We start from the raw sequence: 25,940 nt of genomic DNA on the forward strand, positions 1-25,940 counted from the left end.
TCTTCCGATCACGGTACAAGATGCATGTGCACCAAGCACAACTTTCTCTTCGAACAATAGTCATAAGCGATATAGGTAGCGTGTGGCGCAGCCCATAGTCTCGATGAAACGGATTCCCTACAGAAAGGATCGTCATGGGCGACGATATGAAACTGCATGTACTCTCCAGCGGGGTGATGGAGACCGATCACACCTGGCTGTTGCTCAAAGGCGGGACAACAATCATGGACCGCAACCACAAGAGCGCACCTCCGGCCTGGGGTGATTGCCCCACCCACGCGGTGCTCATCGAGCATCCCGAAGGTCGGGTGCTCTGGGACACGGGAGTGCCCCGCGATTGGGAGACGCGCTGGGCGCCAACAGGGTTCCAGGACTTCTTTCCTGTCAAGGAAGACCCCTCCGGTCCGGGCTACCTTGATTCGGCACTGGCCGAGCTGGAACTGGAACCGAGCGACATCGATATCCTGGTCCTTTCGCATCTTCATTTCGACCACGCGGCGAACGCGAAAATGTTCGACAACGGCAAGACCCGGATTATCGCCAGCATCGATGAAATCGAGGGCGTCAAGGGCATCTCCGGCGCCTTCCAGGGCGCTCACCTGGTTTCGGACTTCGATGGTCTTAACCTGGAACCGGTTGCCGGCGACGCAGAGATCCTTCCGGGTGTGAGTGTGATCGCCACCCCTGGCCACACCTGGGGCACCATGTCGCTGCAGGTCGATCTTCCCAACGATGGCACCAAGATCTTCACCTCCGACGCCGTCTATCTCGGAGCCAGCTGGGGTCCGCCCGCTGTCGGCGCCGCGATCGTATGGGACAACCTTAAGTGGCTCGAATCCGTGGAAAAGCTGCGCGGCATTGCCGAACGCACCAACGCGGATGTCATTTTCGGCCATGATCCGGAGCAGCGAAAAACGCTCAAGTTCGCGCCCGACGGTTATTACTCCTAAGCGGCGGGCCATGATCCTTTACGACGTGAAATGCGCCGACGGCCACCGCTTCGAAGCCGCCCTGCAGTCGATGTTCGACGACACACCGCCCTGTCGTGAATGCGGCGCTGCGACAGGCAGGGTTCCGGCGGCCGTGAGGCTGTCCGGCACCGCAGACCCTGGTCCCTCCCGCGAACAGATGCCCAACACGTGGCACGGAATCCGGCGGGGAGACCCGGAGACGGTTCGCGGATGGCATGGGTTGATGTCCAAACGGGAAAAGCTCGAAGAAAAATACCCGGAACTGGCCGGGGACCGCAGACCCGTCCTCGCCCACGAAGGAGTATTCGCGAACGCCCCCTTGAGAGCTGGAGACCCTCTGGCAAGTCAAGTTGCGGAAGCAACCTTCAAACCCGCGGCGCCTCCGCGGAATGGGGCTGGACAAAGTAAACAGACAGACCGAAAAGAAGCGGACAAATGAAGATCACCGGCGCAGTTCTTGAAGAAATCGGCCGTCCCCGCCCCTTCAGCGAATCCCGGCCTATCACCATCTCCGAGCTGGAGCTCGGAGACCCCGGGCCCACCGAAATCCTCGTGCGGCTCGAAGCCGCAGGGATCTGTCACTCGGATTTGAGCGTTGTCGACGGTAACCGGGTTCGCCCAGTCCCCATGCTGCTCGGACACGAAGCGGCAGGACGTGTTGTGGAGGTCGGCTCGGAAGTCGACGACTTGCGGCCGGGCCAACGTGTGGTCATGTCTTTCCTCCCCAGGTGCGAGCAGTGCGCCAACTGTGCCGAAGATGGCCGGTTGCCCTGCAGCGAAGGCTCCAAAGCCAACGGTGAAGGTGTCTTGCTGCATGGATCCATGCACCTCACCCGGGACGGCGAGAGAATCTTCCATCACCTCGGCGTTTCAGGCTTCGCCACCCATGCCGTCGTGGACAGGGCCTCCGCCGTACCTGTCGCGGATGACGTTCCCCCGGATATTGCCGCCGTTCTTGGGTGCGCCGTCCTTACCGGCGGCGGCGCCGTGCTGAACGCAGCGCGCCCCAAACCTGAAGACAGCATCATGATCGTCGGCCTTGGTGGCGTCGGCATGGCCGCGCTGATCACGGCTGTCTCCCAAAGCGTCTCGCGCATCGTCGCCGTGGACACGCTCGAAGAGAAACTAGAGCACGCCCGCCGCCTCGGCGCCCACGAAACCTACACCCCACAGCAGGTGCTCGAGCAGGGAATAAAGGCCAAATACGTCATCGAATGCGCGGGTAATCCGAAGGCCTTCGAAACTGCATTTGCCGCAACCGCGGTAGGCGGAACGACCATCACTGCTGGACTGCCCTCACCGGACGCCCGCGCGCAGATCCCGCCCATGACCATCACCGCCGAAGCCCGGACGATCATCGGCAGCTATCTCGGATCCGCCGTACCGTCGCGAGACATCCCGAAATATGCCCAGCTCTGGCGGGAGGGAAAGCTACCCGTCGAAGAACTCATCACCACCCGCATCGCCCTGGCCGATGTCAACCAGGCCATGGACCAGTTGGCTGACGGGAAAGCAGTCCGACAGGTCATCATGTTCAACACCGATCACGACCACGCCAGCTAGAGGGCTCAGTCCCGGCAAAAACGACACCGGTCACCGGCAGGTCCCCCCTCCTGCCGGTGGCCGGTATTGGGATGCCACCAGTCCTCTGCGGCCATCAACGACAGGAAACCGACCGTGACATTCGAGCTCCGGACCTACAACGCCGCGGCGGGAAAGATGGGAGCGCTTCTGGAGCGCTTCCGCACCCACACGACCAGGCTTTTCCCCGTCCACGGCATCCAAGCTATCGGCTACTGGATATCCGACGAAGACCCGGACACCCTGATTTATCTGGTGCGACATGAGGGCGACCCCGAATCAAACTGGGAAGGGTTTAAAACCGATCCCAGGTGGGTGGCTGCGCGCGCAGCATCCGTCGCGAATGGCGAACTTACCGACAACATCTCATCCCTGTACCTGACCGCCACGGATTTTTCGCCGCTTGGCCCCGCACAGTAGAACAGGGCTCACCGCCGACGACCCACTCCGGTGTCAAGATCTTAGGAGACAACAATGACAACAACTCCCCAGCGTGAGGCCGAGCTGCTGGCCTCGGTGCCGACGGGTCTGCTGATTGATGGCCGGTGGCGTCCGGCCGTGTCCGGGAAGACCTTCGAGGTGGAGGACCCCTCGACGGGGAAGGTGCTGCTGAGCATCGCCGACGCCGGGCCCGAGGACGGGGCGGCCGCCCTGGACGCGGCGGCCGCCGCGCAGGAGTCCTGGGCGAAGGTCCCGGCCCGTGAGCGCGGGGAGATCCTGCGCCGGGCCTTCGAGATGGTCACGGCCCGCGCGGAGGACTTCGCGCTGCTGATGACCCTGGAGATGGGCAAGCCCCTGGCAGAGGCCCGCGGCGAGGTCACCTACGGCGCGGAGTTCCTGCGCTGGTTCTCCGAAGAGGCCGTGCGGGCCTTCGGCCGCTACTCGGTGTCCCCGGACGGGAAGTCCCGCCTGCTGGTGACGAAGAAGCCGGTGGGCCCGTGCCTGCTGATCACGCCATGGAACTTCCCGCTGGCCATGGCAACGCGCAAGGTCGCCCCCGCCGTCGCCGCGGGCTGCACCATGGTGCTGAAGTCCGCGAACCTGACGCCGCTGACCTCCCAGCTGTTCGCCGCCGTGATGATGGAGGCCGGGCTGCCGGCGGGGGTGCTGAACGTGATCCCGACGTCCACCGCCGGTGCCACGACGGGGCCGCTGATCAAGGACTCGAGGCTGCGCAAGCTTTCCTTCACCGGCTCCACCGAGGTCGGCCGCCGGCTGCTCGCGGACGCCTCCGAAAACGTGCTGCGGACCTCGATGGAGCTCGGCGGCAACGCCCCGTTCGTGGTCTTTGAAGACGCCGACGTCGACGCCGCCGTCGCCGGGGCAATGCTGGCGAAGCTGCGGAACATGGGCGAGGCCTGCACCGCGGCGAACCGGTTCATCGTGCACGACTCCGTCGCCGACGAGTTCGCGGAGAAGTTCGCCGCGAAGATGTCCGGCATGACCACGGCCCGGGGCACCGAGGCGGAGTCCAAGGTGGGCCCCCTGATCGACGCGAAGAGCCGCGACAAGGTCCACGAGCTCGTCACCGACGCCGTGGCCGCGGGTGCGGTCGCGGTGATCGGCGGCGCCGCCGTCGAGGGCCCGGGCTACTTCTACCAGCCCACGATCCTCAAGGGCGTCACCGAAGGCACCCGGATCCTGTCCGAGGAAATCTTCGGACCGGTCGCGCCGATCATCACCTTCTCAACCGAGGACGAGGCGGTCCGGCTGGCGAACAACACCGAGTACGGACTCGTCGCCTACGTCTTCACAAAGGACCTCAACCGGGGCATCCGGATGGGCGAACGCCTCGAGACCGGCATGCTGGGCCTGAACGCCGGCGTGGTCTCCAACGCCGCGGCCCCCTTCGGCGGGGTCAAGCAGTCCGGCCTGGGCCGCGAAGGAGGCCTCGAGGGCATCGAGGAATACCTCTACACCCAGTACATCGGCATCGCCGACCCCTACGCCGGCTAGTCGTCAGCAGCCAATGGGAAAATGACCGCCCCTGCCACCCCGAGGATTCTGGCACAGGCGCTCCGTCGTCATCCTGCCGGAGTCACGGGTTGCCCCGGCGCCCCGCAAAGTGGACTTGTCTGTAAGCCGCTTCTGAGCCGGACCAAGGGGGTCAGATGAGGAGCGGCACTATTCCCCCTGCGATGGTCAGTGCAGCAAAACCGGAAGAGAGCAAATGCCCGCATTGCCAAGTCGACCGTGTTGTCGCGAGGTCTCATTACGGCCCAATGGAGCGGGACTGGGGAAGTTGGGTCGTACGTGAGTACGAAGAAACCCTGCGGCGGAAACTTTCGTGCAACCTTGAACGTGCACTCTGTGAGAGCGGAACGCTTCGGAAAGGATGCGACTCATGACCATGAATGAAGAGACTGTTGATACCTGCCATGACCTCGCTGCCGGGGATCTCATCGCCGCCCGGTACAAGGGCTCCCTCGTCCACCGCGGGCGCGTGACCGAAAGGGTCCCGGATCACGGCCTGTTCTGGATCATGGACGAACTGACCGGCGGGCGGCGCTTGCTGGACATGGCTGATCTTAAGATCGGCCGGGTTAGCAGCGCCGGCATCGGATCGACCCCTGCCTGATCTACGCCACGTCGTGGAGCACAAGTTGGCGGCGGGGTCCTGCCCTGCACTTTGTCAGGTGAGAGGCGTCAGTTGAGTTCTGCTTGGCAAACCCGAACCCAGCCAACCAGCCCGTCCGTGCTCCTACTGGCATCCCTGCGGATTCAAAGTGAGCGTATTCATCCTGCGGTAGGGCCGCTTGGTCAGTGGAAATAGCAGCCGAAGAGCCAATCTCCCTACCGAACTTTGAGCACGCGATCGGGTTGTTTGGAGGGAAGGCGCAACGACCGGCCACTTCGGGCAATTATTTTTCCCGAGTCTTGCAGGCGCCATGTTGACTCCTTGGCCTGTCCACCCTGTAGCCAATCAAGCCGTTCCACGGGGCGTTTAAGCTGACGTTCCAGCCAGTTGGCTGCGAAGTGGCCGTAGGTATCCGGCGCTTCCTCCAAGCCGATAATTGTGAGGCCATCTCCGTCGTAGACATGGTTGTCCAAGACGTGGCTATCTCCCCATCCAAAGACGTGAAGTCCTGACGTACCGTCGTAAGCGGCGGGAGAAAGTAGTCGGATCCTTCGATGTCGTCGAAGCCGACGATACTGACGTCTTCCGGAACGCGGACTCCGTTCTCGGCGAAGGCACGAATGAGGCCAAGCGCAGTGTGGTCACTGGCAGCAAAAATTGCTTGGGGTACCTTGTTTTCCTTGACGAGCTGCAGGCCCGTTTCGTATGCCCACTTTGGGCTCCAGTCGCCTTCAAGGCACACCCCTGGTTCGAGGTCGGCGTCCTTGAGCGCTGCTTCCCACCCGCGCTTTCGCACGCGCCCGTCAAACCACTCCATGGAACCTGCGATGTGGGCGATGTCTGTGTGTCCGAGGTCGATGAGGTGCTGAGTTGCCAGCCGGGCCCCGAGTTCTTGATTTTCAGAGTAAGTGAAGACATCCGGAGTGGAAGAAACACCCGCTGCGACCATTTCAAGAGGCACCCGACGCGTTGCGCGCCAAACGGCAGCAGCCATGGACACCAGCGGCGCGATGACAATTATGCCGTCGACTCCGAGGTCTTCCAAGGTGTTGAGCGCGTTCGGGATCGATTCCTCGTACGGGGGTCGGACAGAAGCTACAGTGGTTGAGTATCCCTTTTCCCTGGCTACGTTCTCCAGCGCCAGAAGCGTTCCGACCGGCCCAAAACGCGGGGACCCATCGGTTACGATGCCGATGGATGTCGAGCGACTGGTCACAAGAGTGGTAGCGGCCCTATTGCGGCGATACCCAACATCCTTAATGATCTGCAATACCCGCTGCCGGGTAGACTCGTTGACTTCGGGATGGCCGTTAAGAACTCGGGACACGGTTCCGTATGAAACGCCTGCCATCTGTGCGACTTCTTTAATAGTCATCCGCCGCTGGGACGGGTTCGAGCCGGAGCCGTTGACCTCCGGGTGCGTCGCTGCTCCTGCCACAGCCGCGCCTCCTAACTCTTTCCCCGGACCAACCGTCCTGTATCCGCAATCAACACTACGCGGCCAAGCCATCACCGTACGCGCCCATTGCCAGCACCAGAGCACTGTGCTTCCAAATTTCGCCGTGCTTCAGGTGATGAGGCAGAGGGCGGACTCCTAATTTGGGCCACTTTTACACACGGGGCCAAAGTACCGATAAGATAGGTTCTGTCAAGCTGGCGAGTTGGGGGAGTGTTCGAAAGGGTCCACGGCCGGTGAACGGACTGCCTTGCGGTCTACGCCGCTAGTCTTCCTTCGCTTCCTCCAGGACTGCACGTGCGGCTGCGGCGTCGTGAAGGTCGGGCAGGTACTTTTCCTGCTCTTCGATCTTGCGGCGGTAGAAGTCGTGGGCGGCTTGTTTGGTGATCCCCAGCGCTTCGCCGATCTGGGCCCACGTCGCGCCGGCCTCCCGGGCGGATTTTATGACGTACCAGCGCCGGGCGGTGAGCAGCTTGACAGCCTTCGCGTTTGCACGCAGCGCCTCCAGCGCTGCGACTTCTCTTACCTCCGCGAGGAACTGCGCGGCCGCCACCCGGGCTTCGTCACTGCCGGTGGCAGAAACCTCGCGCCAGGTCTCACCGCGGTTGAAGTCTTCCCATACTCTAAGAAGCTCGTGGACATCTCCGCCGCTGAGGGCTTGCTCGACCGACCCGGCTCCATCGTTCATGAAGTCAAGCTAGCTTGACGGCTCCGGCCGGTCAAGGGGAGCGCGCGTGGTTCTGTGCTGCCCGGCAGGGGGTGCGTTTGTAGAACGGGGTCGCGCCGAATCACTCCGCATCTTGCGGCAGGGCCCGGAATGGCGAAACTCCGGCCAAATAGCGGTTGGCCGAAGTTCCATTCCACATCCTGCAGGCTGAACCTTGAAGTTGGCTGGGAAGGGTGAACGGTTCTCGAGGGCATCACGGACCGTCATCCCGGTCGATGCTTCCGCTTTTGATGCTTAGGCTTTGGGCATGAGGGTTGCAAAGACCGACACCGTGGCCGGGCTGCCGGCCGGGCTGGCCCGCTCGATTGTCCGCAAATTCAGAGGCTGTGAGATGGTCGCAGAGGCCGTGGCGGATCTGCTCGACGGGACCGGATACGAACATGAAGCCGTTCTCGCGGAACTGGAAGCTGCCGGGTACATGGCGAAGGTCCGGGTCGACACTCAGGGCGACGTCTGGTGGGACTCGACCATCCAGGGCAATGCCCTGGCAATGGCAAGCTTCGGAAAGCCCATCAGCAGAAAAACCGCAGACCGCCTGGTAGCAGGGTTGGTGGAACGGGCGCACGCCTACAACGGCGATCCGGGCAAACCCCTGTTCATCGGCACGCTCAGGATTTTCGGAAGCTACCTCAGCCCGGGCATCGATCCACTCGGCGACGTCGACATCGAGCTCACGTACGGCAGAAGAATCACAGACCGGCAGGCGCTCTCGGACTACACCAAGGCCACCGGACGATCATTCAACACCTACATGGACCAGCTGATGTGGCCGCAGACCGAACTGGTCCGGCACCTGAAGAAACGGTCCGCGTCCATCAACATCACGCTTGAGGACATCACCAGGATTACTGACACCTTCGACACCATCTACAGCATCGACGCGGACCTGGGGGCAGTCCCGCCGCCTGCCGACAGATCCCTCATCGGCAGGTGAAAAACGCCAATAACTGACCTGTCGCCAAACTAGGCGACCCCGTGGGTAGAGGTCACTCCGACTTACAGGTAGGGCAGCGGCCCCTGTAAGAATGGATTTCATGGACATCTTCAACGCCGAGGCGGGGGCTGACCAGGAATCGATTCTGGAGGTGCGCGTGGTGCTGATCGACAGCGAGCCTGAGATATGGCGTGTATTCCAGCTTCGGAGCTCCTTGGCTCTGAACCAGGTGCACCAGGTCCTGCAGACAGCCTTTGGCTGGGAGGACGCGCACCTGCACAGGTTTGTAGCAAGCGACCCGTTTGCGCCGCTGCGGCCGGTTGACGGCCAATTCCCGGAAGTCCTGCAGTGGCTTCCAGGGCAGGAATGTGAAGAACCGGGGGACAGGCCTGAGGAGGATTGCTCCCTGGATCAGTTGCTCGCGCTGGGTTCTGCCGAGGCGTTTTACGAGTACGACTTTGGTGACAGCTGGCTTCACCGGCTTGAGCTGGTATCCCGCCGGCCAGCGGACAAAGATAGTCCGCCGGCCCGGTTGATTGACGGCGCGCGGCGCGGCCCGCTGGAAGACTCCGGCGGTTTTCCCGGGTACGAAGAGATCATGGATGCGCTGGCCGACCCGAGGCATCCAGACCACGCCGAGCACTCAGCCTGGGTCGCTGACATAACCGGCTCCGACGCGCCTTTTGACCCTGCATTTCTCGACATTCCCACCGTGAACCGGACGCTGGCTGAACAGTTCCGACGTACGCGGTCTGGGGAAAAACGCGCTAAGTGACGGGGCAGAAGCCCCTTTTCGGGGCACTCCCCCGCCAATTTTAAAGGGCCGATAATGGACGTTCCGTCAACCTGATCTGCTCGGTCGTTGGATTATGTCGGAGCCGTGGCTCGCGGTCTTGGCCTGCGGTAGGGAATTTCCACTGTCGCGGGGAGCGCATTGTTTTCGCCTTGCGGGGACAAGAATTACGGCATGTCGATCGGTAGGGCTTTGTAAGCCGTGTTCTTGTTCATGTTCCATCCTGCGACGATGCCGGAGCCGACCATTTGGTCGCTGAGGCGGGCGAGACGGTAGGCGGGGTCGGTGTCGAGGGCGAGTTGGAGGAATTGGTGTGCTTTGCTGCCTTTGCCTTCCCACCAGTTGATGTAGCCGATGGCGGTGAGGACCGGTGCTGCGTGTTCGGGCGAGGTGCGGGTGTACGCGTGCAGGAGTAATTGTTGTGCCCATTCGATGCGCGACCATGCTGGCGGCTGTGTGGTTTGGGCGAACAGGATGTTCTGCATGGGTTCGTCCATTCCAGGGATGTCGGCTATGAGCCGGTCGCGGATGGCGGGGAATTGCAGGTTCGCGACGAGTGCGTGGCAGTGGTCGTCGCTGGGGAAGGTTGTGGAGGCGAGTATGTCTGACCAGAGTTTCCGGCCTTGCTGGAGCGCGGTGTCGGTCGCTTGCGACCTAATGTTTTCCATGGAGCGTTCGACGGCGGTCGCTTTGGCTGCTTCCTGACCGGTCGTGGGGAGGGTGACGCGGTCGCTGGCTTCAACAAAGCTGCCGCGGTAGATGAATTCGGCGTTGATGGCGCTGGTCTGGGTGGAGCTGACGGGCAGGGCGAGGCTGGTGCCGGGTTCGCCGTCGAAGGGGGAGAAGGTTTCGTCGCCGACGAAGAGTCCGTCCCGGATGGTGATGCCCTGTTCGGCGAGGACTCCGGTGAGCGCGGCGATGGCCCCGGCATGCGGTCTGGGCTGTCCGGGTTGGGCGGTTTCGCTGGTGTAGACGGCGAAGAGAACGGACGTGGCCGTGGTGTCGCTGGTGAGGTAGTGGGCGACGGTGCGTGCGTAGGGGAGTTCCTGTCCGGGGTGGCGGGGGAGGTCGATGCGGAGGGTCGCGCCGATGCTGTTGTCGTGCATGGTGATGCAGACCAGGCTTTCCTGGGGCCAGAAGCCGAGGGTGTGGCCGATGAAGCTGAGGACATCTGATGGTGTTTTGATTGTGAGCTTTTCCATGATTCCGTGTTTCCTTCACCCTGGTTATTGCTGTTTCTTCTGCGGTTGTTGGTTGTGGGCGTCGTTCTGGTAGGGGACCGTCCGCTGGGTTGAGGGGCCGGAGTGCAACTTGGGGGACCGGCGCCGGGGCCGAAAACTTCGACTCGGAGCCATCCGGCTCTGGCCTGGGAAGTTTTCGGTTCCGGGGTCGGCGCGTAGCGCCCTGGTTGCGCGGAGGGCCCGCCCAGCGATCATGGGAGGTATCAGAATGACAAGCAGTTCGTACTTCTGCTTGTCCATCGGCGGACAGGGACCGAGCGGCATGACTGGGCGCGATAAGGCCGGTTCGGGATGGCTTAACTGATCACGGCTCTGCGACCTTGTACAGGACGGGACGGGGTGCTGTACACAGGTGGATTCAGGTCCCGTGTCCCCGGGTGTCGCAGGCAAGAAAATGAGGACCCAGCTGAGTGCCGAAGCAGTCAGGACAAAGAAGAACCGCACTCCTTCTTCAGGGTGCGATCGTTGGATCTGAGTTTCTGAAGGGGGCCCGAACTGCGGCGTGTACATTGTCCACACTCTTGGCGCCGGATGAAGTCTTACATCCCTCGTACTGCTCCGGTCTCCGCATGTTTTCGCGGGTTCCCACTGTTTTCAAGGGCTGGAATGTAGTTCGAGTCCCACCTCGGGCACAGTGTTTTCCCTCGTCAGAGGCTTTTTTGCTTTGATGTGTTGACAAAGCTTGCGCTGGGGCGCCTCTGACGCTACGGGTGCGGGCTTTGGCTTGGCTGCCGCGGAGCTTATGCAGGTGTGTGGGGTGGCGGGTTCAAGTCCCTGGCTGGGGAGACTTCCGGTTGCTGTGACTGATTTCTTGTGGTCCTCGTTCCGGTTCTGTCGGTTTGGCCGTGGTTGGCCTACACCTATTCATGCCGCGGGGGAGTGGGGACAACATGACTTGTCCGCACCTGCACTCCTGCGCTGCCGCAGGCCGGCCTGGGGGACCGGTGAAGAGGGTGGCCGCGGGAGTTTGTCGTGTCAAACGGAGTGTGGACAGTGTCCACACTTATATCTGCTTTTTCAAGGACGAAGTTATTGAGCTTGCGCCATCCCTGACAGTTCTGATCACTGCACCAGCCGTCCAGCTTATAAACAGCTATGACCTTGAGTTCGCAGAGCCTTTGATTATTGCGAACCGAGCCAGAAGACCTGCCGGAACTCAGCGTGGTTGTTGTCGTTTTCAGAAGCTGATTGCACAACTTCCCGCTAAATTCCGGGCCTTGTGAAGTCGGGTTGTGATCAGGGGCTGCCCGCTACTCTTGTGCACAAGTGCCCCTTTGCTCTCCACTCGTGTTCACAAATCGCTACGTCGATTCGCCCGCCGCCCTCGAAGGATCCAACACCGGACGCGCCGTGAGGAAAACGTGACTAGCCCTAGTATTGTGGCGCTCTCTCTCACGGCATACTCTTTGAGCCTGATCGGGAATTGGGGTGCGGTCAAATGGCCGGAAAAATCAGACTCTCGCTATTGGCCGTTACGCTATTGGCCGTCCTGGTTGCATGCGCAGGTCCTGCCACCCCCATTACCCAAGCCTCCTCGGAGCCGCCGGCACCCACCGCTTCCGGCATGCCAACTATGCTTTACACCCATTGCGGAATCAAGGAATTGCGCGTCGACGACACATTCTTCCTCGCCGAATCACCACTGGACGACGGCCAGGGCAATCCCCCTCCGGGGTGGGGAAACCCTTATCAGGCTGGCACTGTGACCGTGTCCGGCTCAAAAGCTGTATTTCGGGATGACAATGGCCACGTCATCACTTTCCTTGCTCGTCCGGGTGCCACAGGTTTTCTCAACATCTGTTCCTAGGAGCCGGTGGGCTGCACGGTAATGGATCCTCTACCGGGCTATCGCGGGCACGACAGGACGATCCGCTGAAGTGGCGGAACTGGCCGGGAACCTGCCAGAGGTGGCTGGCGAGAGTGACCGCGACAGGACGACCGGTGAGGGGTCCGAGCGCCCGCTGCGCCGGTGGTTTCGCCCTGCTCGCGATACTACGGGGACTCCGGTTCGGACGGGCGGGTCGGTGAGTTGAACCGGACTGATCGAGGTGCTGGGGGCTTTAGTGTGCGGACCGGATGTCCACGGGGTCCGTGTGAAGGAACATGCGGCGCGGGGCTATTCCAGGCAGCCGTACCCAGAGGATGGACGCGTCGGTGGTCACGGCGTCGATGGTGCCGGTGCGGGCCGGATGTCCGTTTTCGGCCACCGTGACCGGCTGGCCGGGGCGAAGATGAGTCCAGTCTGCTGCGGGACGCGCGGGCAGCATTTCCGTGTCGTCCATGGACTTTTTCATGCTGGTGAGCTTACGGGTCGGGGGTAAACGTCGGGTGAACAGGATCGGCGTGTGATCGAGGCCGGCCGGGGCCAAAAATAGTTGACAGAATCAGGAGGGCATGGTTCAGGCTCGTGAAGCTGATTTGGCCGTGTGCGGGATGGGGGCGTGCGCGGGGTGCATGGATGCTACGTCCACCGCTGCCTTTACGGGCAAGAGCTCTGGTCGGGCGGGTCTTAGGGGTTCGGGCAGGCGTTGTCGATGAGGAGCCGGGCAAGGTGGAGGGCCCGCTGACCGTAAGTGGCGCCGTCGAGGACGGCCGCGGTGGCATAGGCGCCGTTGAGGATGATGAGCAGTTCGTCCGCGAGCCGGTCCGGGTCCGGGACACCGGCGTCGACGGCGAGGGCCCGGAACCAGTCCCGGACTTGCTGTTTATGCTCGACGGCGACCAGATGCGCCGGGTGTCCGCCTTCCGGGAACTCGGTGTTGGTGTTCAGCATCGGACACCCGCGATACGTGGGTCCGGCCGTGTCCCCGGCGAGCACTTCGAAAACAGCCATCAGCCTGCCCGCCGGAGAGGATGATTCCCCGGCGGCCTGCTCCATGCGCTCGAACCAGGCATCCGCGCGCCCCTGAACATAGGCCGTGGCCAGGGCGTCCTTGGTGGGATACTGGCGATAGATCGTGGCGTTGCCTACGCCGCACTCCTTGACCACGGTGTCCATCCCGACCGCCCGGATCCCTTGCTCGTAGAACAGGCGTGTCGCCACCTCGAGTACATTGCGCCGGTTTTCCTCGCCGCTCCTGCGTGCCACGGAAACCACACTCCTTCTGAACATTTACTGTGTTTTCTGCATCCAGTTTGACAGACGGATCGTTCCGTCACAAACTGTTTGAGAACGATCCGTCACATCGGATCTACCCCCTACTTTCGGGAGAACCCATGAGCTCTTTCAACTTTGCCGGGAAGCACGTCCTCGTCATCGGAGGCACCTCGGGCATCGGACGCGCCGTCGTCGAGCACGTAGCAGCAGCCGGCGCCCGCGTCACCGCCGCCGCCCGTACCACGGAGGGCGTCAACCTCCCTGCGGGAGTCGGGCTTGAGCGTGTGGATCTGACCTCCACGTCCTCGGTGGAGTCACTGTTTGACCGGATCGGCGCCTTTGACCACTTGGTGCTCTCCGCAGGCCCGGGCGCCATGGGCGGAGTCCGGGACTTGTCCACCGATCAGGTCCGGCCCTTCATGGACACCAAGTTCTGGGGGTACTACGAGGCAGTCCGCGCAGCGGCAGACCGGATCGCCCGGGACGGGTCCATCACCCTTGTCGGCGGGGGCGCCAGCCGCAAGCACGCCCCGGGGCGTCCCATGATGGCCGCGATCAACGCCGCGCTTGAGGCTTTCGGTAAGGCCAATGCGATCGACCTCGCCCCGGTGCGGGTCAACGTGATCGCCCCAGGTCTGGTGGACACCCCGGCCTACGCGGGAATGCCCGAGGAGATGCGCCAGGGCATGCTCGCCGGGTACGCGGCGAACGTGCCGGCCGGCCGCGCCAGACTGCCCTCTGACGTCGCCACCGCGGCCGTGTTCCTGATGGGAAACACCTTCATCACCGGCACCGTCCTGGACGTCGACGGCGGGGTCCAGGTCAGCTGATGACTAAGCAGCACCTGGAGGAATCCCGGATGAACAGCATCCGCGTCGCGGTCATCGGCACCGGCATCATCGGCCGGACGCTGGCCACCCGCTTTGCCGAAGCCGGCCACGCCGTCACCGTCGGTACCCGCAACCCGGGCCGGGACGGTCTGGATGACGCCCGCCACACGGGAGCCCGCCTTAGTAGTATCCAAGAAGCCCTCGACTCCTCCGAGGCCGTGGTGTGGGCGATCAACGGCGCCGCCATGGCGGACGCCATCCCCGCCTACGGCCGAGACCTGGCGGGCAAGGTGGTTATCGACGCTACCAACAACATCGGCGCCCCGACCATGAACAGTCTGGCTCTGATCGCCGAACACGCCCCCACAGCCCGGGCGTACCGGGCGTTCAACAGCCTGGGTTGGGAAAATTTCAAGGACCCTTGCTACGGTGAAGAAACGGGCGACCTCCTCTACAGCGGGCCCGCGGGCCCTGGCCAGACGGTCACGGAAGCCCTTATCGCAGCCACCGGGCTGCGCCCGATCCGAATCGGGGACAACGACAAAGCGAAAACCGTCGACGACTTCGTCACCCTGTGGTTCACCCTGGCCTTCGAAGCCGGGTACGGGCGCAACCTCGGATTCAAAATCCTCACCCGCTGACCAGTCCTGCAGTCACATCCCTCTAGCTAAATCCCGCAGTCGATTCCTGTACCCGAATCCGTACTGAACTATCCGCACTGAACAAGGAGATCCATCCATGAAGACAGCAGTCCTCGGAACCGGCACCGTAGGCCGGACCATCGCACCCCGCCTCGCCGAACTGGGCCATATCGTGACCGTAGGCACGCGCGATCCGGAGGCGACACTGGCGCGCACCGAGCCGGACGCGATGGGCAACGCACCATTCGGGGCCTGGGCCGCGGAAAGCCCCGGGATCACCCTGGCAGGCTTCGCCGATGCCGCCGCCGGTGCGGACCTCATTGTGAATGCCACGAACGGCGGCGCCTCCTTGGACGTTTTGGCTCAGGCCGGGGCCGAAAACCTTGACGGCACGATCATCCTGGACATCGCGAACCCGCTGGACTTCAGCAAGGGGATGCCGCCTACCCTGCTCGTCAAGGACACCGATTCCCTCGGCGAGCAGATCCAGCGCTCCTACCCGCAAACGCGGGTAGTGAAGTCCCTGAACACCCTCAACGCCGACCTCATGGCCCATCCGGACCGGATCAGCGACCCCGGCACGCTCTTCGTTTCCGGTAACGACACCGACGCCAAGGACACCGTCACCGCGCTCTTGAAAGAGTTCGGGCACCGTGATGTGATCGACCTCGGCGACATCACCACCGCCCGCGGCACCGAAATGCTCCTGCCCGTCTGGCTGCGCCTCTGGGGCGCCCTCGGCACACCCGACTTCAACTTCAAAATCGTCCGCTAAACCTCCAAGCCCCAACCGCGCCCCCACCCCGTGGAGGCGCGGACGACCGTACGCCACCGACGACGAAAGAGACCATCACCATGAAAGCAGTTCAATTCGCCAACCCCGGCACTTCCCTCGAGGCCGTCGAGCTCGACGTTCCCGAAGTTCCCCGCGGGCATGTCCTGATCAAGGTCGCGGCCAGCGGCATCTGCCACAGCGATTCCATGGGCGCGGCAGGCTTCGCCTCTTCCTACCCGCGGACACCCGGCCACGAGGTCGCCGGCACCATCGAGACCGTCGGCGAAGGCGTCACCCGCTGGACACCGGGCCAGCGCGTGGGAGTGGGCTGGTTCGGCGGCGCATGCTTCGAATGCGAGTCCTGCCGGGACGGGGACTTCATCTCCTGCAAGGTCGGAAAAACCACCGGCCTGACCTCCGACGGCGGCCACGCCGAATACCTGGTCGCCCCGGCCGACGCGCTGGCACTGATCCCTGACGCGCTCAGCTTCGCCGACGCCGCACCGCTGATGTGCGCCGGCGTCACCACCTTCAACGGACTGCGCAACAGCGGCGCACGCCCCGGAGACCTGGTCGCGGTTCTGGGCCTCGGCGGCCTCGGCCACCTCGGCGTCCAGTTCGCCGCGAAAATGGGCTTCGAAACGGTAGCCATCGCCCGAGGCGAGGAGAAGGAATCGTTCGCACGCGAGCTCGGCGCGCACCACTACATCGACAGCACAACCACCGACGTCACGGCCGAACTCAAGCGCCTCGGCGGCGCCACCGTCGTCCTGGCCACCGTCACCGACGCTGAATCGATGGCCGTAACCGTCCCGGGGCTGAGCGCCCGCGGACGACTCGTCGTCCTGGGCGTCCCGCACACACCGCTTGCCGTCAGCGCGGGCGACCTCGTCGGCGGCAGCCGCACCGTCGCCGGCCACGCGTCGGGCACCGCGAAAGACTCCGAAGACACCCTCCGCTTCGCCGCCCTGACCGGCGTACGGCCGATGATCGAAACCTACCCGCTGGACAAGGCAGCCGAAGGCTTCGACCGCATGATGTCCGGCCTCGCCCGCTTCCGCGTCGTCCTCACCGACGACTAACGAAAGAACCCATATTGTTGGCGCCCGTGTCCGCTTAGGACACGGGCGCCAACCGTGCAACCAACAGCTCCATGCTTCGATTGCCGGTTTATCCGGAGCTGCAGGCTCGGCCCTAGGCAAAATTCGGCATTTTCCCGGACTTCCGCAACGGCGGCGTCCAGTTTCAGGTCCATGCTTTCCCAGTCGACCGCGATCACTCCTATGCGCTGCTCTAACCTGCCGGTCTCCATGCGTCTTCCGCCTTCTCGAAGCCGTCTCTTGAAAATGCATCCCGCTCACGGCGCGTCTGCCGTACACACCTACAACGCCTGACACGTAGGTGCCTGGGCTGGCCGCGGTTTCCATCGCCGTGATGGATGGCAGCGGCTACGGGGTTGGATCGGGTCCGCGGAGATTTAGTTGAGGGTCCTCGGAGTGGGCTTCGGAGGCTACGCGGTTTGCTGGCCGCTTCGGCGGTATTTGCGCCGTTGCCAGCCTGCGGGGTCCGCTCCAGAGCGCCGGGGGCGCGTCGATAATGTAGGCCAGCCGGTAGGCGACCGCTTCATAGTTCAGCCGCCACCCGCGGAAATGCGGCCAAGCCTGTTCGGCTGTGTGTTCCACCGGGTACCCGGCTGAGCGAAGCAACGACACTGCGTGGCTGAACTCAGAAAATGTCAGTTCCGTCTCCCCGTCCGGGTCGACGTCCTCGACCACTGGAACGGACAGCGCCTCCGCTATCTGATTTAGGCATGTAAAGCCCATCCGAAGGAGCAGCCGCGCTCTCAGAGTCGGAGCAATGCCTGGGCTCAGAGAGAGCTGCAGCGCGGCACTGTCCATGACGCTGAGTAGCGCAGTCAGCCAGTTCGACTCCGGCAGCGGCGACCGAAGCGTGCATAGGGTCAAGTACGTGCTGTGAGACTCGGCGACCTCCGCGGCCCACTGTTCCCACGTGGCGTAAAGCGTCCCCAGCTCCGCGGTCGTGTCCACGGTAGACAGGCCGAAACGGGTACGGATCAGAAGCTCCGGCCCCCACGCTGGGGAACCGGCACGAGACACAAGAAGGGTAACCTCGGATTCCCGACGGTTAAAAGCTGCGTAGAGCGCGGGCAGGTACCCGACCTGCAGTGCGATGACGACGAGTCCGGTGAAGGCCGCCAAATACACCAGCAAAGTGTTTCCCGCTTCGTCCGGGGGCGCGTAGCCCAGGGTGAACAAGGCTGAACCTGCCTCAGTTAGCGCCCGCTGGGCGTCAGCGTGGACGGACGGAAGCAGCATCAGGGCAAAGGAGAAATAAAACAACAGCATCCACATGCCGAGCCTGATAAACAAAGACATGGGTGCCTGCCACGCCAGCAGCCGGTCCAAACGCCGATAAGTCCTGATCGGGCGCCGGGCCACAGCAAAAACTCCCTTAGCAATCAGGCCGGCCGCCGCGGAAAGCCGGTCTTTGTGCTGTCGGGGCACGATGAGGGTCCCGATCACACTCGTCCAGGTCCAGATCGCCAAGAACACGCCGACCGAAAAGCACGCCCATTCAACAGCTCCGGTCACGCCATTCCCTCAACCATCCTTGTTACTGTGCAACGAACCTTCAGCACAAACAAACCGTCGCGGCCCGCCTCCACCTTACAGGCCGCCGGAACCTTGGTTTTGGTGACCCCACCCGGGACTGTGGAATTAACGGTGTATCTGGCTCGACACGCTGGGCGGTGAGCCTAGCGCACCGGGACGCTCTCAGGCAGATGACACCGCCGCCGGGCATGCGATCAACACTAGAGGCGGTTCCTGAACAGTGGCTGACCGTCGGGGGAGCCGGCTGCGATTGGGATGGGCGTTCCGCCTCTTAACGACGCCGTCGCCACCTGCTCCATGCTCTCTGCACATCACGATAAGCCCCGATTTGGGCTCAGCTAGAACGAGAACTGGGTCGTGCGGGAACAAAGAGTGTTGGGCTGGTGGAAGTTGGCAGCGGCTGGGGGAGGCGCCCGCGGTCTCAGGTGGTCCGCCATCACCGCAGACTCCACTGGCAGAGTAGGTGTTCCACTTGGCACAAGCCCAGCATTCAGTGCGTATTTGCTGTATTCCGTAGCGATGGCCCATCATCCAACCCGCGGCGGCGAAGACCATGAGCAAGCAGCCCAGCAGAGCCCCCAGAATTGCGCCCAGCTGATGCGCCGGATGATCCGTTGCCGTACCGCCGCCGTGGGCAGCTGAGAACAGCACCCAGACCGCCAGTACCGTCACTCCGGCGCCATAAATCCCCGGAAACAGGCCAGGGCTTTCTGGGGCGCCTTTCCGAAAGGCGATACTCGTGGCGAACCCTGCCAGCACGACAGCGAGCATCATTTCAAGCCGTCCCGTCACCAACGGCGCCCAGCCCAGCCCTACCGCGACCATGACCAATGCCAAAGCCACGGCTGCAGCGGCGTCCACGCGCCCGTAGAGGCTCTTTGCCCGGAAAACGGCCGCGGCCGCTAATAACGCCGCGGCTCCAAAAAACACGATCAGCGCGTCCATGACTAACCAATTGTGGAGCACATCGATCCTCTTTTCCTACCCCCGTTTCCCGGTGAAACCCATCTGCAGTACTACCACTTCCGCATGGGAAGGCCCTGGGTCTTGTTAGCCGGTGGTGTTGGCCGTCTGGCAGGTCACGTCGCTGCCGGTCTGTGCCACCTCGGTGCCCGGGGAGCCGGCCGGCGGGGGTGGGGTGGCCGGTTTGGTGCCGGTTGCGAAGTCTGTGCCGGCGTAGAGCTGGACTCCTTGGATGTTCGGCACCTGTTGGACGCGGCCGGAAGGTAGTCCGAACAGGGCGGCCACGTCGGCGGCGACGTCTTTGTACCCGGCACTGTAGNACGATGGATACCGGCTGCAGCGACTTCTCGTACGCAGGTGCCGGGGGTGTTGCCGGGGTCTGCGTAGGGGCCGGGGGAGCGGGCTGGCTGAGGTCCGGGCTGCGGCGCAGCGCCGCAAACAAGTCCGAGGCCGCCGGTTCCTCCAGGGTAAGCCGGTTGGGGTCCTGCGGTGCGGGAACCGTTGGAACGGTGATGAAGTTAACGCTTCCGGGGTCGATGTTCTTCAGCCGGTTCGAGATGGTCAGCAGTGAGGGAAGGGAGGACAGGCCCGAATCGACCATGAGGTTCTTGGTCACCACATCCTGGGCGTCATCACCGTCGATGACGCCCTCGAAGCCGCCATCCCCCCGGACTGGGCACACCGGGAACCCAACCGAAACACAACCAAGACGGGCCAGCCTGCACCGTCAAAGTGAAACGAGCACAAACAACGAGGTGCCATGACTGACTATCCAGCGGATCTGGCCCCCGGCGGGAGATCCCGGCCCGACCGGGACCACCGATCCGGGCTGCGCACCCTCCTGGTGCCCCGACTCCTCTCCCGCGGGCTCACCCCGACCCAGGCCGCCCAAACCACCGGGGTACCGCTGCCCTTGGTTACCCTCATCACCGAGGAATTCACAGCGCCCGTTTCCTCGTGCAGCCATACCGGACTTTACGGAAGCCAGCACACTTCCGGACACATGCCGGTGCGGGGACGACGCAGCGCAACGTGGGCGCGCCTGCTGTTCATTGCCGCCATCGGGGCCGGCTGCGCCGGCAGCATCCTCTGGCACGAACCCTTGCTCCCGATCGTCCTCGTCAGCGCAGGATCTCTGGCCGGGAACCACCTCAGAACCCGCCTCCCGGCCGGCCGGCGGCACGCGCCCCGCCCCCTCAACCGCGCGTAAGCATCGCTTTTGTCGTCACAAGCCCGCACCCATCCGCCGACGAAACCCACCTCCGGATCCAGTCGATCAGAACGGCGAGCAGATCTGCCTACCCGGGCCGGGCAGGTAGCCCAAGCCGACGCAAAATCTCGTCAGCCGGCGTCCTGGCACGGCGGTGGCCGGCTTTACTGACCGTTCCCGGGTCATGGGGAGGATAATCCGAACCACCACGAGACCGTCGGACACCCGGCACGACTGGACACCGAGTACGAACAGACCATGAGGAGCATCATGACCAAACACGAGGGACCTTCCCACGCCGACCGCGACACCGACCCGCCAGTGAAGTGGCTAGACAAACCTGAGAAGCACGACTATCCGGCGGCGGCCTCCTACCTCTCCCTGATCGCCGGCCCCAAAGCCGTCAACCGGGCAGTCAAGGCCCTGAGGGAAGCGGACACCGTCTCGTTCAAGGCCAAGGACCTTCTGCGGGCAGCCGGCCTGCCCCTGCTGCCTGCCGATGACCCCGACGTTGCCAAGGAACTGGGCCGGGTCAGGGCCGGCACGGCACTCTCGCCCTGCCTGATCATCTGCGGAAACAATAAGGCCAGGACCGCTGCCCGGATCGCCGACGGGTACCACCGGGTCTGTGCGTCCTACCATCTGAGCGAAGACACCGTCGTCCCCGCGCGTATCGCCGGGTTCTAGGCAGGACAGATGCCGACACCAAGCACGGCAGGGCGGCGGCACCCGGGGCTCTCGGCACAGGACCACCGCCTGATCCGGGCGTTCAACAAGCCCGGCAACAGATTACGCAGGCTTTTCGGTGAGTTCCTCGGGACCTACCTTCTGGTACTGGCTGCGGCGGGCGCCGACGTCGTAAATACCGCCAACCACGGTGGGATCGGGCACACGGCCACGGTGATGGCACCGGCGCTGACGATCATCGCCGTCGTCCTGTTCATCGGCCCCACTTCGGGGGTCCATCTGAACCCCGCCGTGACCCTGGCGTTCGCACTGCGCCGGGACTTCCCCTGGAGGAGAATCCCTGGCTATGTCCTGGTCCAGGCTGGCGGGGCGGTGCTCGCCTCCGCCACGCTCCTGGCCGTGTTCGGTCATCACGGCACGGACGGGATGACCATTCCAGGCCCGGAATTCACCGACTACCAGGCCCTCATCCTGGAAGTGGTATTGACCGCGGGGCTCGTCAGCACCATTCTCGCCGTCGCCTCCGGGACGCAGAATGTGGGCGCCCTGTCTGCATTCGGGATCGCCGCGTACATCGTCATGGCGGGCTCCGGGCAGGCCCCGTGAGCGGAGCCTCAATGAACGGCGGCAAGGTCGCTTGGCCCTGACCTGATCACCGGGGATTTCAGCCGGTTCTGGATCTACGTCGCCGGCCCGCTCGCCGGCTCCCTCCTTGCAGTGACCATAGCGCACCTGTTGCGCGGCCCTGGCGGCCAGGCCGCCGCCAAACAGGCCGCCCAAGGCTAACTCCCCAGCTGAACCAGGGATCCAAACCTGAAGATCTTTAACCTGTCTCTCTGACTGGTGACGACCGCCCGAGGTCGGGCACCAACCCGAGGACGGGGCCGAAATGGGTTCCCGTGAGCCCAAGATCCCTTTGCCAAGCGGCCGTGCGGGACAGTGACCTGCTCCGCACGGGCCCCGGGTCCTTCCCTACCTTGTGCGAAGAATTCAGAAGCCTCCCTCATCGCCACCACCAAAGCCGCCCGCGTCTCCTCCCCCGAAGCCGCCGGTGTCGCCACCGAAGTCGTCATCGCCGCCCAGGGCGTCAAAATTGCGTCTCTCGCCGCCGTCCCGGTCTTCGAAAAGCCCTCCGAAGAGCATGTTTCCCGCGATCCCGCCAAGCGCTCCGGCGCCGAGCCCGCGGGCAAACCCACCACCGTTCCCGGAACCGGGGCGGCCCCAAGACCCACCGTTATTTCCGTGCATGCCGGCATTAGCGTCGGCCTGGGCCATCTGCCCGGCCCGGGTAGCCAGCTCTGCTGCCATCCGCGCGTTCGCCAGGGCGGTGACCGGATCAGTAGTCTGCGCTGCCATCGCTGAGCGGAGGCAGCTCTCAGCCTCGGCGATGTCTTGAAGCGCCCCCGGCCCGACCGGGACCGGAAGTGAACCTATGTAGTTCCTGGTCCCTTCGATCCGGGCCTGCGCCGTCGACATGGCCTGTGGTAGGGCAGAGGTTGCCTGGCGGACGCGCTGCTGCGGGTCCGGAGAACCGGTGAACGCGTCCATCGCGGCGGTGATCCGCTGCTTCAGACTCTTGATAAATGGCATGTGGAACCCTTCCGGAAGATCCTCGGTGCAGTAGTACCGCCTGCACCGCCAGACTACAACCGGATCACAGTCCCAGTGTCCGGGGCCAAAATACCGGCACGATGCCGGACACTATATTCAACAGTTCCGCCGCGTCTCAGGAGAGGCAACACCGCCATGAATGCTTCGATCACTCTTATTGCGGCGACCGGACCAGGAAGCACCGTGCCGGCCCGCGTCCCTTTTCGGCAGTTGGAACCGGCGGATCTCCCTCAACTCGCGCGGCTGCATCGGCACGCCTACGCCGGACAATCCCGGCAGCGAAATCTGGGCCGGGCTTCCGCCTCAACCGATGAGCGCCGCACCCGCATCGCCGAGGCGGCGTCCCTCGTCACTTACGGACCCGAGGGACAGATCACGGCCGCGATCATCGTCACCGAACGCGACGGTGAAGCGGTCATCGATGAACTCTTCACCCACCCGGATCACCGCCGCCAAGGGCTGGCCGAGGAACTCCTCCGACGCAGCATGCACATCCTGCACACCCTAGGCCGTGCCACGGTCGCCGTCACCGTTGAGGACAGCAATTCAGCGGCCCTGGCCCTCTATCTCTCCAGGGACTTCCGACGCGTCCCGGAAGGTGACAATGATGACGCCTAAACACCCGGACCCGCTTCCCTATCATTTCAGGAGGCGACGCCGAGCGAACTTCCGGCAATCTGCCATAACCGGGAGTCCGGCGCCGCTAGAGGAGACGGCCGCACCGATGGCAAGTGGGCGGGACCCGACCGACCTCGACGGGCTCATCGCTCCGCACGCCCGGACACCCCAGGGCGCCCGGGTCGTCCTTCCGGGCATCAATGAGGCCACCAAGGTTGGGCTGGACGGCCACGGCTACTTCGGACTCCTCGCCGCCGCCCATCGGCTGTTGCCGGAACTGGCCCCCGAGCGGGTTGAGGCCCGCGACCAGCTGGCCGCACGAGCACGCAACGAGACGGCGACGTTTTAGGCCACAGAAAACCCGGCCTGCCCTCTGGCCCAAACTGGAGATCGGGAAAAGTTCGGTAATGCCCTGAAGGAAACCCAGGACGGCGGCCTGAAGACTATTGATCATGCCCGGAGGGTAACCCTGCGGACCTTGACCATCGGTGAACACCAAGTCACCAACGGTTGGTTCACCCTCGGCGCCCGCTCTGGCGGGAACGCATCGTTCTATGCGACCTCCACGTGTCTATTCATCGTCGCTCCATGGCCCGGATTTCTGGAGGGGCCGAGCGGGGTTAGGTCGTGGAAGGATTGGTGCAGGCGGATTGGATGGGAAGCCGGTCGGCTTGAATGCGAGTCCACATTGGAATTGGAGCCGCCATTCCACGATGACCGGAAGTCGCCCCCCTTTTACGGTTCTCGCCGCCAATTTTGAGCGCCGATAATTGGTCTTTCCCTCTCCGTTAACTTGGGTGGGGAGTGAGCCCCTTGACGACGAAAGGGTGGGGCATTCCCAACGGCAGCAGCTATCGCTTTTCGTATGCACGATTGACGCCTTGCTTGCTCAGGCCCGGCACACCCCGATTGCCGCCCAGGAAAGGCTGGTCGATGTCACAGGGCGCGGACGATCCGGTCCAGCCCCCATGCCCATGAGCAGTCGACATCTCCGCCCATCTGGAAGGACTCAGCCAGCTCCATCGTGATGAATCCGTTGGCCCACGCCGTGACGAGCCGTGCAGCGTCAAGAGCCCGCTGCTCGCCGACCAGCGCCGAACACGAGGAAAGAAGCGGTGCGACCGCACGATCGCGTGCGGCACGGGTGCCCTCGCTTGCTTCGCGCGCTGGGCCGAAAATCAGCTCAAAGCTCTTCGGCCTTCCATGCCCGAAGGCGCGAAGCGTTCCGGCAGCGGACTTCAGCTGGTCCCGAGGGTCATCGATGCCAGCAATCACGTCCCGCAACGCTTGGGCCAGATCTGCAATCGTTGCCGCCACCACGAGGTCCATGAGCTCATCACGGTTGCGCACGCGTTTATAGAGCGATGGTGCCCTGACGCCAACCTTCTCTGCCACGGCTTGCATGGTGAGCCCAGCGATGGCATCCCGTTCGACGAGCTCGCGGCCTGCGGCCACGATGGCCTCTTGGGAAGTCTTCTCCGGAGCGGGCATCTTGACCTCCTCTCGATGGCTAATTATCGTAGCCTTCATGGAACTTGCGCCGCAACTCCGCCGCATCGGCAACGACATCGTCGCGGCCCATCTCATCGTGACCGACGAGGGCATCACCCTTGTCGACGCCGGCCTGCCCGGGCACTACCGGGATCTCCAGCGCGAGCTGCAGGAGCTTGACCGTCCGATCACTGATATCAAAGGGATCGTGCTCACGCATGGCGACAGCGACCATATCGGCTTCGCCGAGCGACTCAGGACAGAGCTCGATATCCCGGTCTACATCGGTGCCGAGGATGCCGACCGTGCGGAAGGCGCCAAGCCGCCGGCCACACAAAAAGATCCACGGCGGGTTGGTCCAACGGTCCGTTTCTTCGCGCATGCGATCACCAAGGGCGCCTTGCGCGTCCCGCCCGTGCGGAAGGTCGCGCCAGTCCACGACGGAGACATTCCGGCGTTGCCAGGCGCGCCGCAGATCATCGCCATGCCAGGCCACTCGCCGGGAAGCGTCGCTGTCTACGTCCCGGCCGTCCGTGCGGTCTTTGTCGGCGACGAGCTCACTACACGCCACGTGCTAACCGGAAGGCAAGGTCCGCAACCAGCGCCCTTCACCGACAATCAAACCGAATCGTCGCGGTCCATCGACAGACTCGCAAGTTTGGATGTGGATTGGGTCATTCCAGGCCACGGCGCACCGTGGCGCGGCGACACACGTTCGCTCATCGCTGCGTACCGCGCAGCAGAGGCAGACGCAGCACCCGCCCGGCAATGAGCCCAGGCACCACTTCCGGCGCCCCACAGATAAAAAGCCTATAACAGACATGTCATAAAGCGGGCAGGATGGACGTTGGCTTAACGTTGCTTGAGGCGACGCGACGTGGGTAGGAGACCCGCGACAGGGCGGCCCAGACGACACCGCCGAATCTGCCTCGTGGCGGCACTCCCCTGCCAAACAGGTGCCGATAATTGATCTTCCGTCAACCTGATCTGCTCGGTCGTTGGATGTCGGCGCCGTGGCTCGCGGTCATGGCCAGCGGTGGGAATCTCCACAGTCACGGGAGCAGATTGTTTTCGCTTTGCGGGGACAAGAATTACGGAATGTC

27 protein-coding genes and 1 pseudogene are annotated in these 25,940 nt (G+C 63.5%); 18 read left to right on the top strand and 10 right to left on the bottom strand.

All coding sequences use genetic code 11. The features are described from left to right. Window positions 1–134 precede the first annotated feature (134 nt). From IEW19_RS17850 to IEW19_RS17870, 5 genes are all read left to right on the top strand, one after another. The gene (locus IEW19_RS17850) at window positions 135–950 is read left to right on the top strand and encodes an N-acyl homoserine lactonase family protein (RefSeq protein WP_229748556.1); all 816 of its coding nucleotides are present in this window, start codon (window positions 135–137) and stop codon (window positions 948–950) included. Window positions 951–1,406: 456 nt separating this feature from the next. Continuing rightward, window positions 1,407–2,534 (top strand): alcohol dehydrogenase catalytic domain-containing protein, encoded by a 1,128-nt coding sequence (locus tag IEW19_RS17855; protein WP_188572934.1) that lies wholly within the window; start codon window positions 1,407–1,409, stop codon window positions 2,532–2,534. A 114-nt stretch (window positions 2,535–2,648) separates the two neighbouring features. Further along, entirely contained in the window at window positions 2,649–2,972 is a 324-nt protein-coding gene (locus IEW19_RS17860; RefSeq protein ID WP_188572935.1) for an NIPSNAP family protein, read from the top strand. A 54-nt stretch (window positions 2,973–3,026) separates the two neighbouring features. Beyond that, entirely contained in the window at window positions 3,027–4,508 is a 1,482-nt protein-coding gene (locus tag IEW19_RS17865; protein ID WP_174179813.1) for an NAD-dependent succinate-semialdehyde dehydrogenase, read from the top strand. Between the two features lie 388 nt (window positions 4,509–4,896). After that, on the top strand, window positions 4,897–5,130 hold the full coding sequence (locus IEW19_RS17870; RefSeq protein WP_229748557.1) for a hypothetical protein: 234 nt from the start codon (window positions 4,897–4,899) through the stop codon (window positions 5,128–5,130). A 283-nt stretch (window positions 5,131–5,413) separates the two neighbouring features. On the opposite strand, the gene IEW19_RS17875 is transcribed toward IEW19_RS17870, so the two are convergent. Both IEW19_RS17875 and IEW19_RS17880 read right to left on the bottom strand, forming a co-directional pair. Continuing rightward, window positions 5,414–6,505, bottom strand: a complete 1,092-nt coding sequence (locus IEW19_RS17875) for a LacI family DNA-binding transcriptional regulator (RefSeq protein WP_229748564.1) — start codon at window positions 6,503–6,505, stop codon at window positions 5,414–5,416. Window positions 6,506–6,851: 346 nt separating this feature from the next. Then, on the bottom strand, window positions 6,852–7,274 hold the full coding sequence (locus tag IEW19_RS17880) for a hypothetical protein (RefSeq protein ID WP_188572936.1): 423 nt from the start codon (window positions 7,272–7,274) through the stop codon (window positions 6,852–6,854). 286 nt (window positions 7,275–7,560) lie between these two features. Here IEW19_RS17880 and IEW19_RS17885 point away from each other — a divergent pair, with 286 nt between their 5' ends. Further along, entirely contained in the window at window positions 7,561–8,247 is a 687-nt protein-coding gene (locus tag IEW19_RS17885) for a hypothetical protein (protein ID WP_188572937.1), read from the top strand. 100 nt (window positions 8,248–8,347) lie between these two features. After that, complete coding sequence (locus IEW19_RS17890; RefSeq protein WP_229748558.1) at window positions 8,348–9,022, top strand: plasmid pRiA4b ORF-3 family protein; 675 nt, start codon at window positions 8,348–8,350, stop codon at window positions 9,020–9,022. Window positions 9,023–9,207: 185 nt separating this feature from the next. On the opposite strand, the gene IEW19_RS17895 is transcribed toward IEW19_RS17890, so the two are convergent. Continuing rightward, the gene (locus IEW19_RS17895) at window positions 9,208–10,242 is read right to left on the bottom strand and encodes a DUF4192 domain-containing protein (RefSeq protein ID WP_188572939.1); all 1,035 of its coding nucleotides are present in this window, start codon (window positions 10,240–10,242) and stop codon (window positions 9,208–9,210) included. 1,477 nt (window positions 10,243–11,719) lie between these two features. Here IEW19_RS17895 and IEW19_RS17900 point away from each other — a divergent pair. Further along, window positions 11,720–12,088 carry a hypothetical protein gene (locus IEW19_RS17900; RefSeq protein WP_229748559.1) on the top strand — a complete coding sequence of 123 codons (369 nt, stop codon included), beginning with the start codon at window positions 11,720–11,722 and terminating at the stop codon, window positions 12,086–12,088. A gap of 253 nt (window positions 12,089–12,341) precedes the next feature. Here IEW19_RS17900 and IEW19_RS17905 read toward each other — a convergent pair whose 3' ends face one another. Together IEW19_RS17905 and IEW19_RS17910 are read right to left on the bottom strand one after the other, a co-directional pair. Further along, window positions 12,342–12,575 carry a hypothetical protein gene (locus IEW19_RS17905; RefSeq protein ID WP_188572941.1) on the bottom strand — a complete coding sequence of 78 codons (234 nt, stop codon included), beginning with the start codon at window positions 12,573–12,575 and terminating at the stop codon, window positions 12,342–12,344. A 215-nt stretch (window positions 12,576–12,790) separates the two neighbouring features. Beyond that, entirely contained in the window at window positions 12,791–13,369 is a 579-nt protein-coding gene (locus IEW19_RS17910) for a TetR/AcrR family transcriptional regulator (protein ID WP_229748560.1), read from the bottom strand. A 128-nt stretch (window positions 13,370–13,497) separates the two neighbouring features. Between IEW19_RS17910 and IEW19_RS17915 the strand changes: the two genes are divergently transcribed. The 4 genes from IEW19_RS17915 (at window position 13,498) to IEW19_RS17930 (ending at window position 16,706) form a co-directional block, all read left to right on the top strand. Continuing rightward, window positions 13,498–14,208, top strand: coding sequence for an SDR family oxidoreductase (locus IEW19_RS17915; protein ID WP_188572943.1), 711 nt, complete (start codon window positions 13,498–13,500; stop codon window positions 14,206–14,208). After that, window positions 14,208–14,849, top strand: a complete 642-nt coding sequence (locus IEW19_RS17920) for an NADPH-dependent F420 reductase (RefSeq protein WP_188572944.1) — start codon at window positions 14,208–14,210, stop codon at window positions 14,847–14,849. The genes IEW19_RS17915 and IEW19_RS17920 overlap by 1 nt, the downstream gene beginning before the upstream one ends. A gap of 97 nt (window positions 14,850–14,946) precedes the next feature. Then, window positions 14,947–15,624 (top strand): NADPH-dependent F420 reductase, encoded by a 678-nt coding sequence (locus IEW19_RS17925; RefSeq protein WP_188572945.1) that lies wholly within the window; start codon window positions 14,947–14,949, stop codon window positions 15,622–15,624. Between the two features lie 80 nt (window positions 15,625–15,704). Next, the gene (locus IEW19_RS17930) at window positions 15,705–16,706 is read left to right on the top strand and encodes an alcohol dehydrogenase catalytic domain-containing protein (RefSeq protein WP_188572946.1); all 1,002 of its coding nucleotides are present in this window, start codon (window positions 15,705–15,707) and stop codon (window positions 16,704–16,706) included. Window positions 16,707–17,072: 366 nt separating this feature from the next. Here IEW19_RS17930 and IEW19_RS17935 read toward each other — a convergent pair whose 3' ends face one another. From IEW19_RS17935 to IEW19_RS24140, 3 genes are all read right to left on the bottom strand, one after another. Beyond that, window positions 17,073–18,020 carry a hypothetical protein gene (locus IEW19_RS17935; protein ID WP_229748561.1) on the bottom strand — a complete coding sequence of 316 codons (948 nt, stop codon included), beginning with the start codon at window positions 18,018–18,020 and terminating at the stop codon, window positions 17,073–17,075. Window positions 18,021–18,419: 399 nt separating this feature from the next. Further along, the gene (locus IEW19_RS17940; protein ID WP_188572948.1) at window positions 18,420–19,202 is read right to left on the bottom strand and encodes a hypothetical protein; all 783 of its coding nucleotides are present in this window, start codon (window positions 19,200–19,202) and stop codon (window positions 18,420–18,422) included. Between the two features lie 105 nt (window positions 19,203–19,307). Beyond that, complete coding sequence (locus IEW19_RS24140; protein WP_308420015.1) at window positions 19,308–19,463, bottom strand: hypothetical protein; 156 nt, start codon at window positions 19,461–19,463, stop codon at window positions 19,308–19,310. Window positions 19,464–19,980: 517 nt separating this feature from the next. On the opposite strand from IEW19_RS24140, the gene IEW19_RS17950 reads away from it, so the two are divergent. The 3 genes and pseudogenes from IEW19_RS17950 (at window position 19,981) to IEW19_RS17960 (ending at window position 21,903) form a co-directional block, all read left to right on the top strand. Beyond that, window positions 19,981–20,430, top strand: a complete 450-nt coding sequence (locus IEW19_RS17950) for a hypothetical protein (protein WP_188572949.1) — start codon at window positions 19,981–19,983, stop codon at window positions 20,428–20,430. Between the two features lie 270 nt (window positions 20,431–20,700). After that, window positions 20,701–21,117, top strand: coding sequence for a hypothetical protein (locus tag IEW19_RS17955; RefSeq protein ID WP_188572950.1), 417 nt, complete (start codon window positions 20,701–20,703; stop codon window positions 21,115–21,117). A 9-nt stretch (window positions 21,118–21,126) separates the two neighbouring features. After that, window positions 21,127–21,903 (top strand): annotated as a pseudogene (locus IEW19_RS17960) (MIP/aquaporin family protein). 204 nt (window positions 21,904–22,107) lie between these two features. On the opposite strand, the gene IEW19_RS17970 reads toward IEW19_RS17960, so the two are convergent. Beyond that, the gene (locus IEW19_RS17970) at window positions 22,108–22,707 is read right to left on the bottom strand and encodes a hypothetical protein (RefSeq protein WP_188572952.1); all 600 of its coding nucleotides are present in this window, start codon (window positions 22,705–22,707) and stop codon (window positions 22,108–22,110) included. Between the two features lie 156 nt (window positions 22,708–22,863). Here IEW19_RS17970 and IEW19_RS17975 point away from each other — a divergent pair, with 156 nt between their 5' ends. Next, the gene (locus tag IEW19_RS17975; protein WP_188572953.1) at window positions 22,864–23,346 is read left to right on the top strand and encodes a GNAT family N-acetyltransferase; all 483 of its coding nucleotides are present in this window, start codon (window positions 22,864–22,866) and stop codon (window positions 23,344–23,346) included. A 106-nt stretch (window positions 23,347–23,452) separates the two neighbouring features. Further along, window positions 23,453–23,695, top strand: coding sequence for a hypothetical protein (locus IEW19_RS17980; RefSeq protein ID WP_188572954.1), 243 nt, complete (start codon window positions 23,453–23,455; stop codon window positions 23,693–23,695). A 587-nt stretch (window positions 23,696–24,282) separates the two neighbouring features. Here IEW19_RS17980 and IEW19_RS17985 read toward each other — a convergent pair. After that, window positions 24,283–24,837: a TetR/AcrR family transcriptional regulator gene (locus tag IEW19_RS17985; RefSeq protein WP_188572955.1), complete on the bottom strand. Its 555-nt coding sequence runs from the start codon at window positions 24,835–24,837 to the stop codon at window positions 24,283–24,285. 37 nt (window positions 24,838–24,874) lie between these two features. Between IEW19_RS17985 and IEW19_RS17990 the strand changes: the two genes are divergently transcribed. Beyond that, window positions 24,875–25,609, top strand: coding sequence for an MBL fold metallo-hydrolase (locus IEW19_RS17990; protein WP_188572956.1), 735 nt, complete (start codon window positions 24,875–24,877; stop codon window positions 25,607–25,609). Window positions 25,610–25,940 lie beyond the last annotated feature (331 nt).

The sequence above is a fragment of the Arthrobacter liuii genome (assembly GCF_014639275.1).
GTDB classification, from domain to species: Bacteria; Actinomycetota; Actinomycetes; order Actinomycetales; family Micrococcaceae; genus Arthrobacter; species Arthrobacter liuii.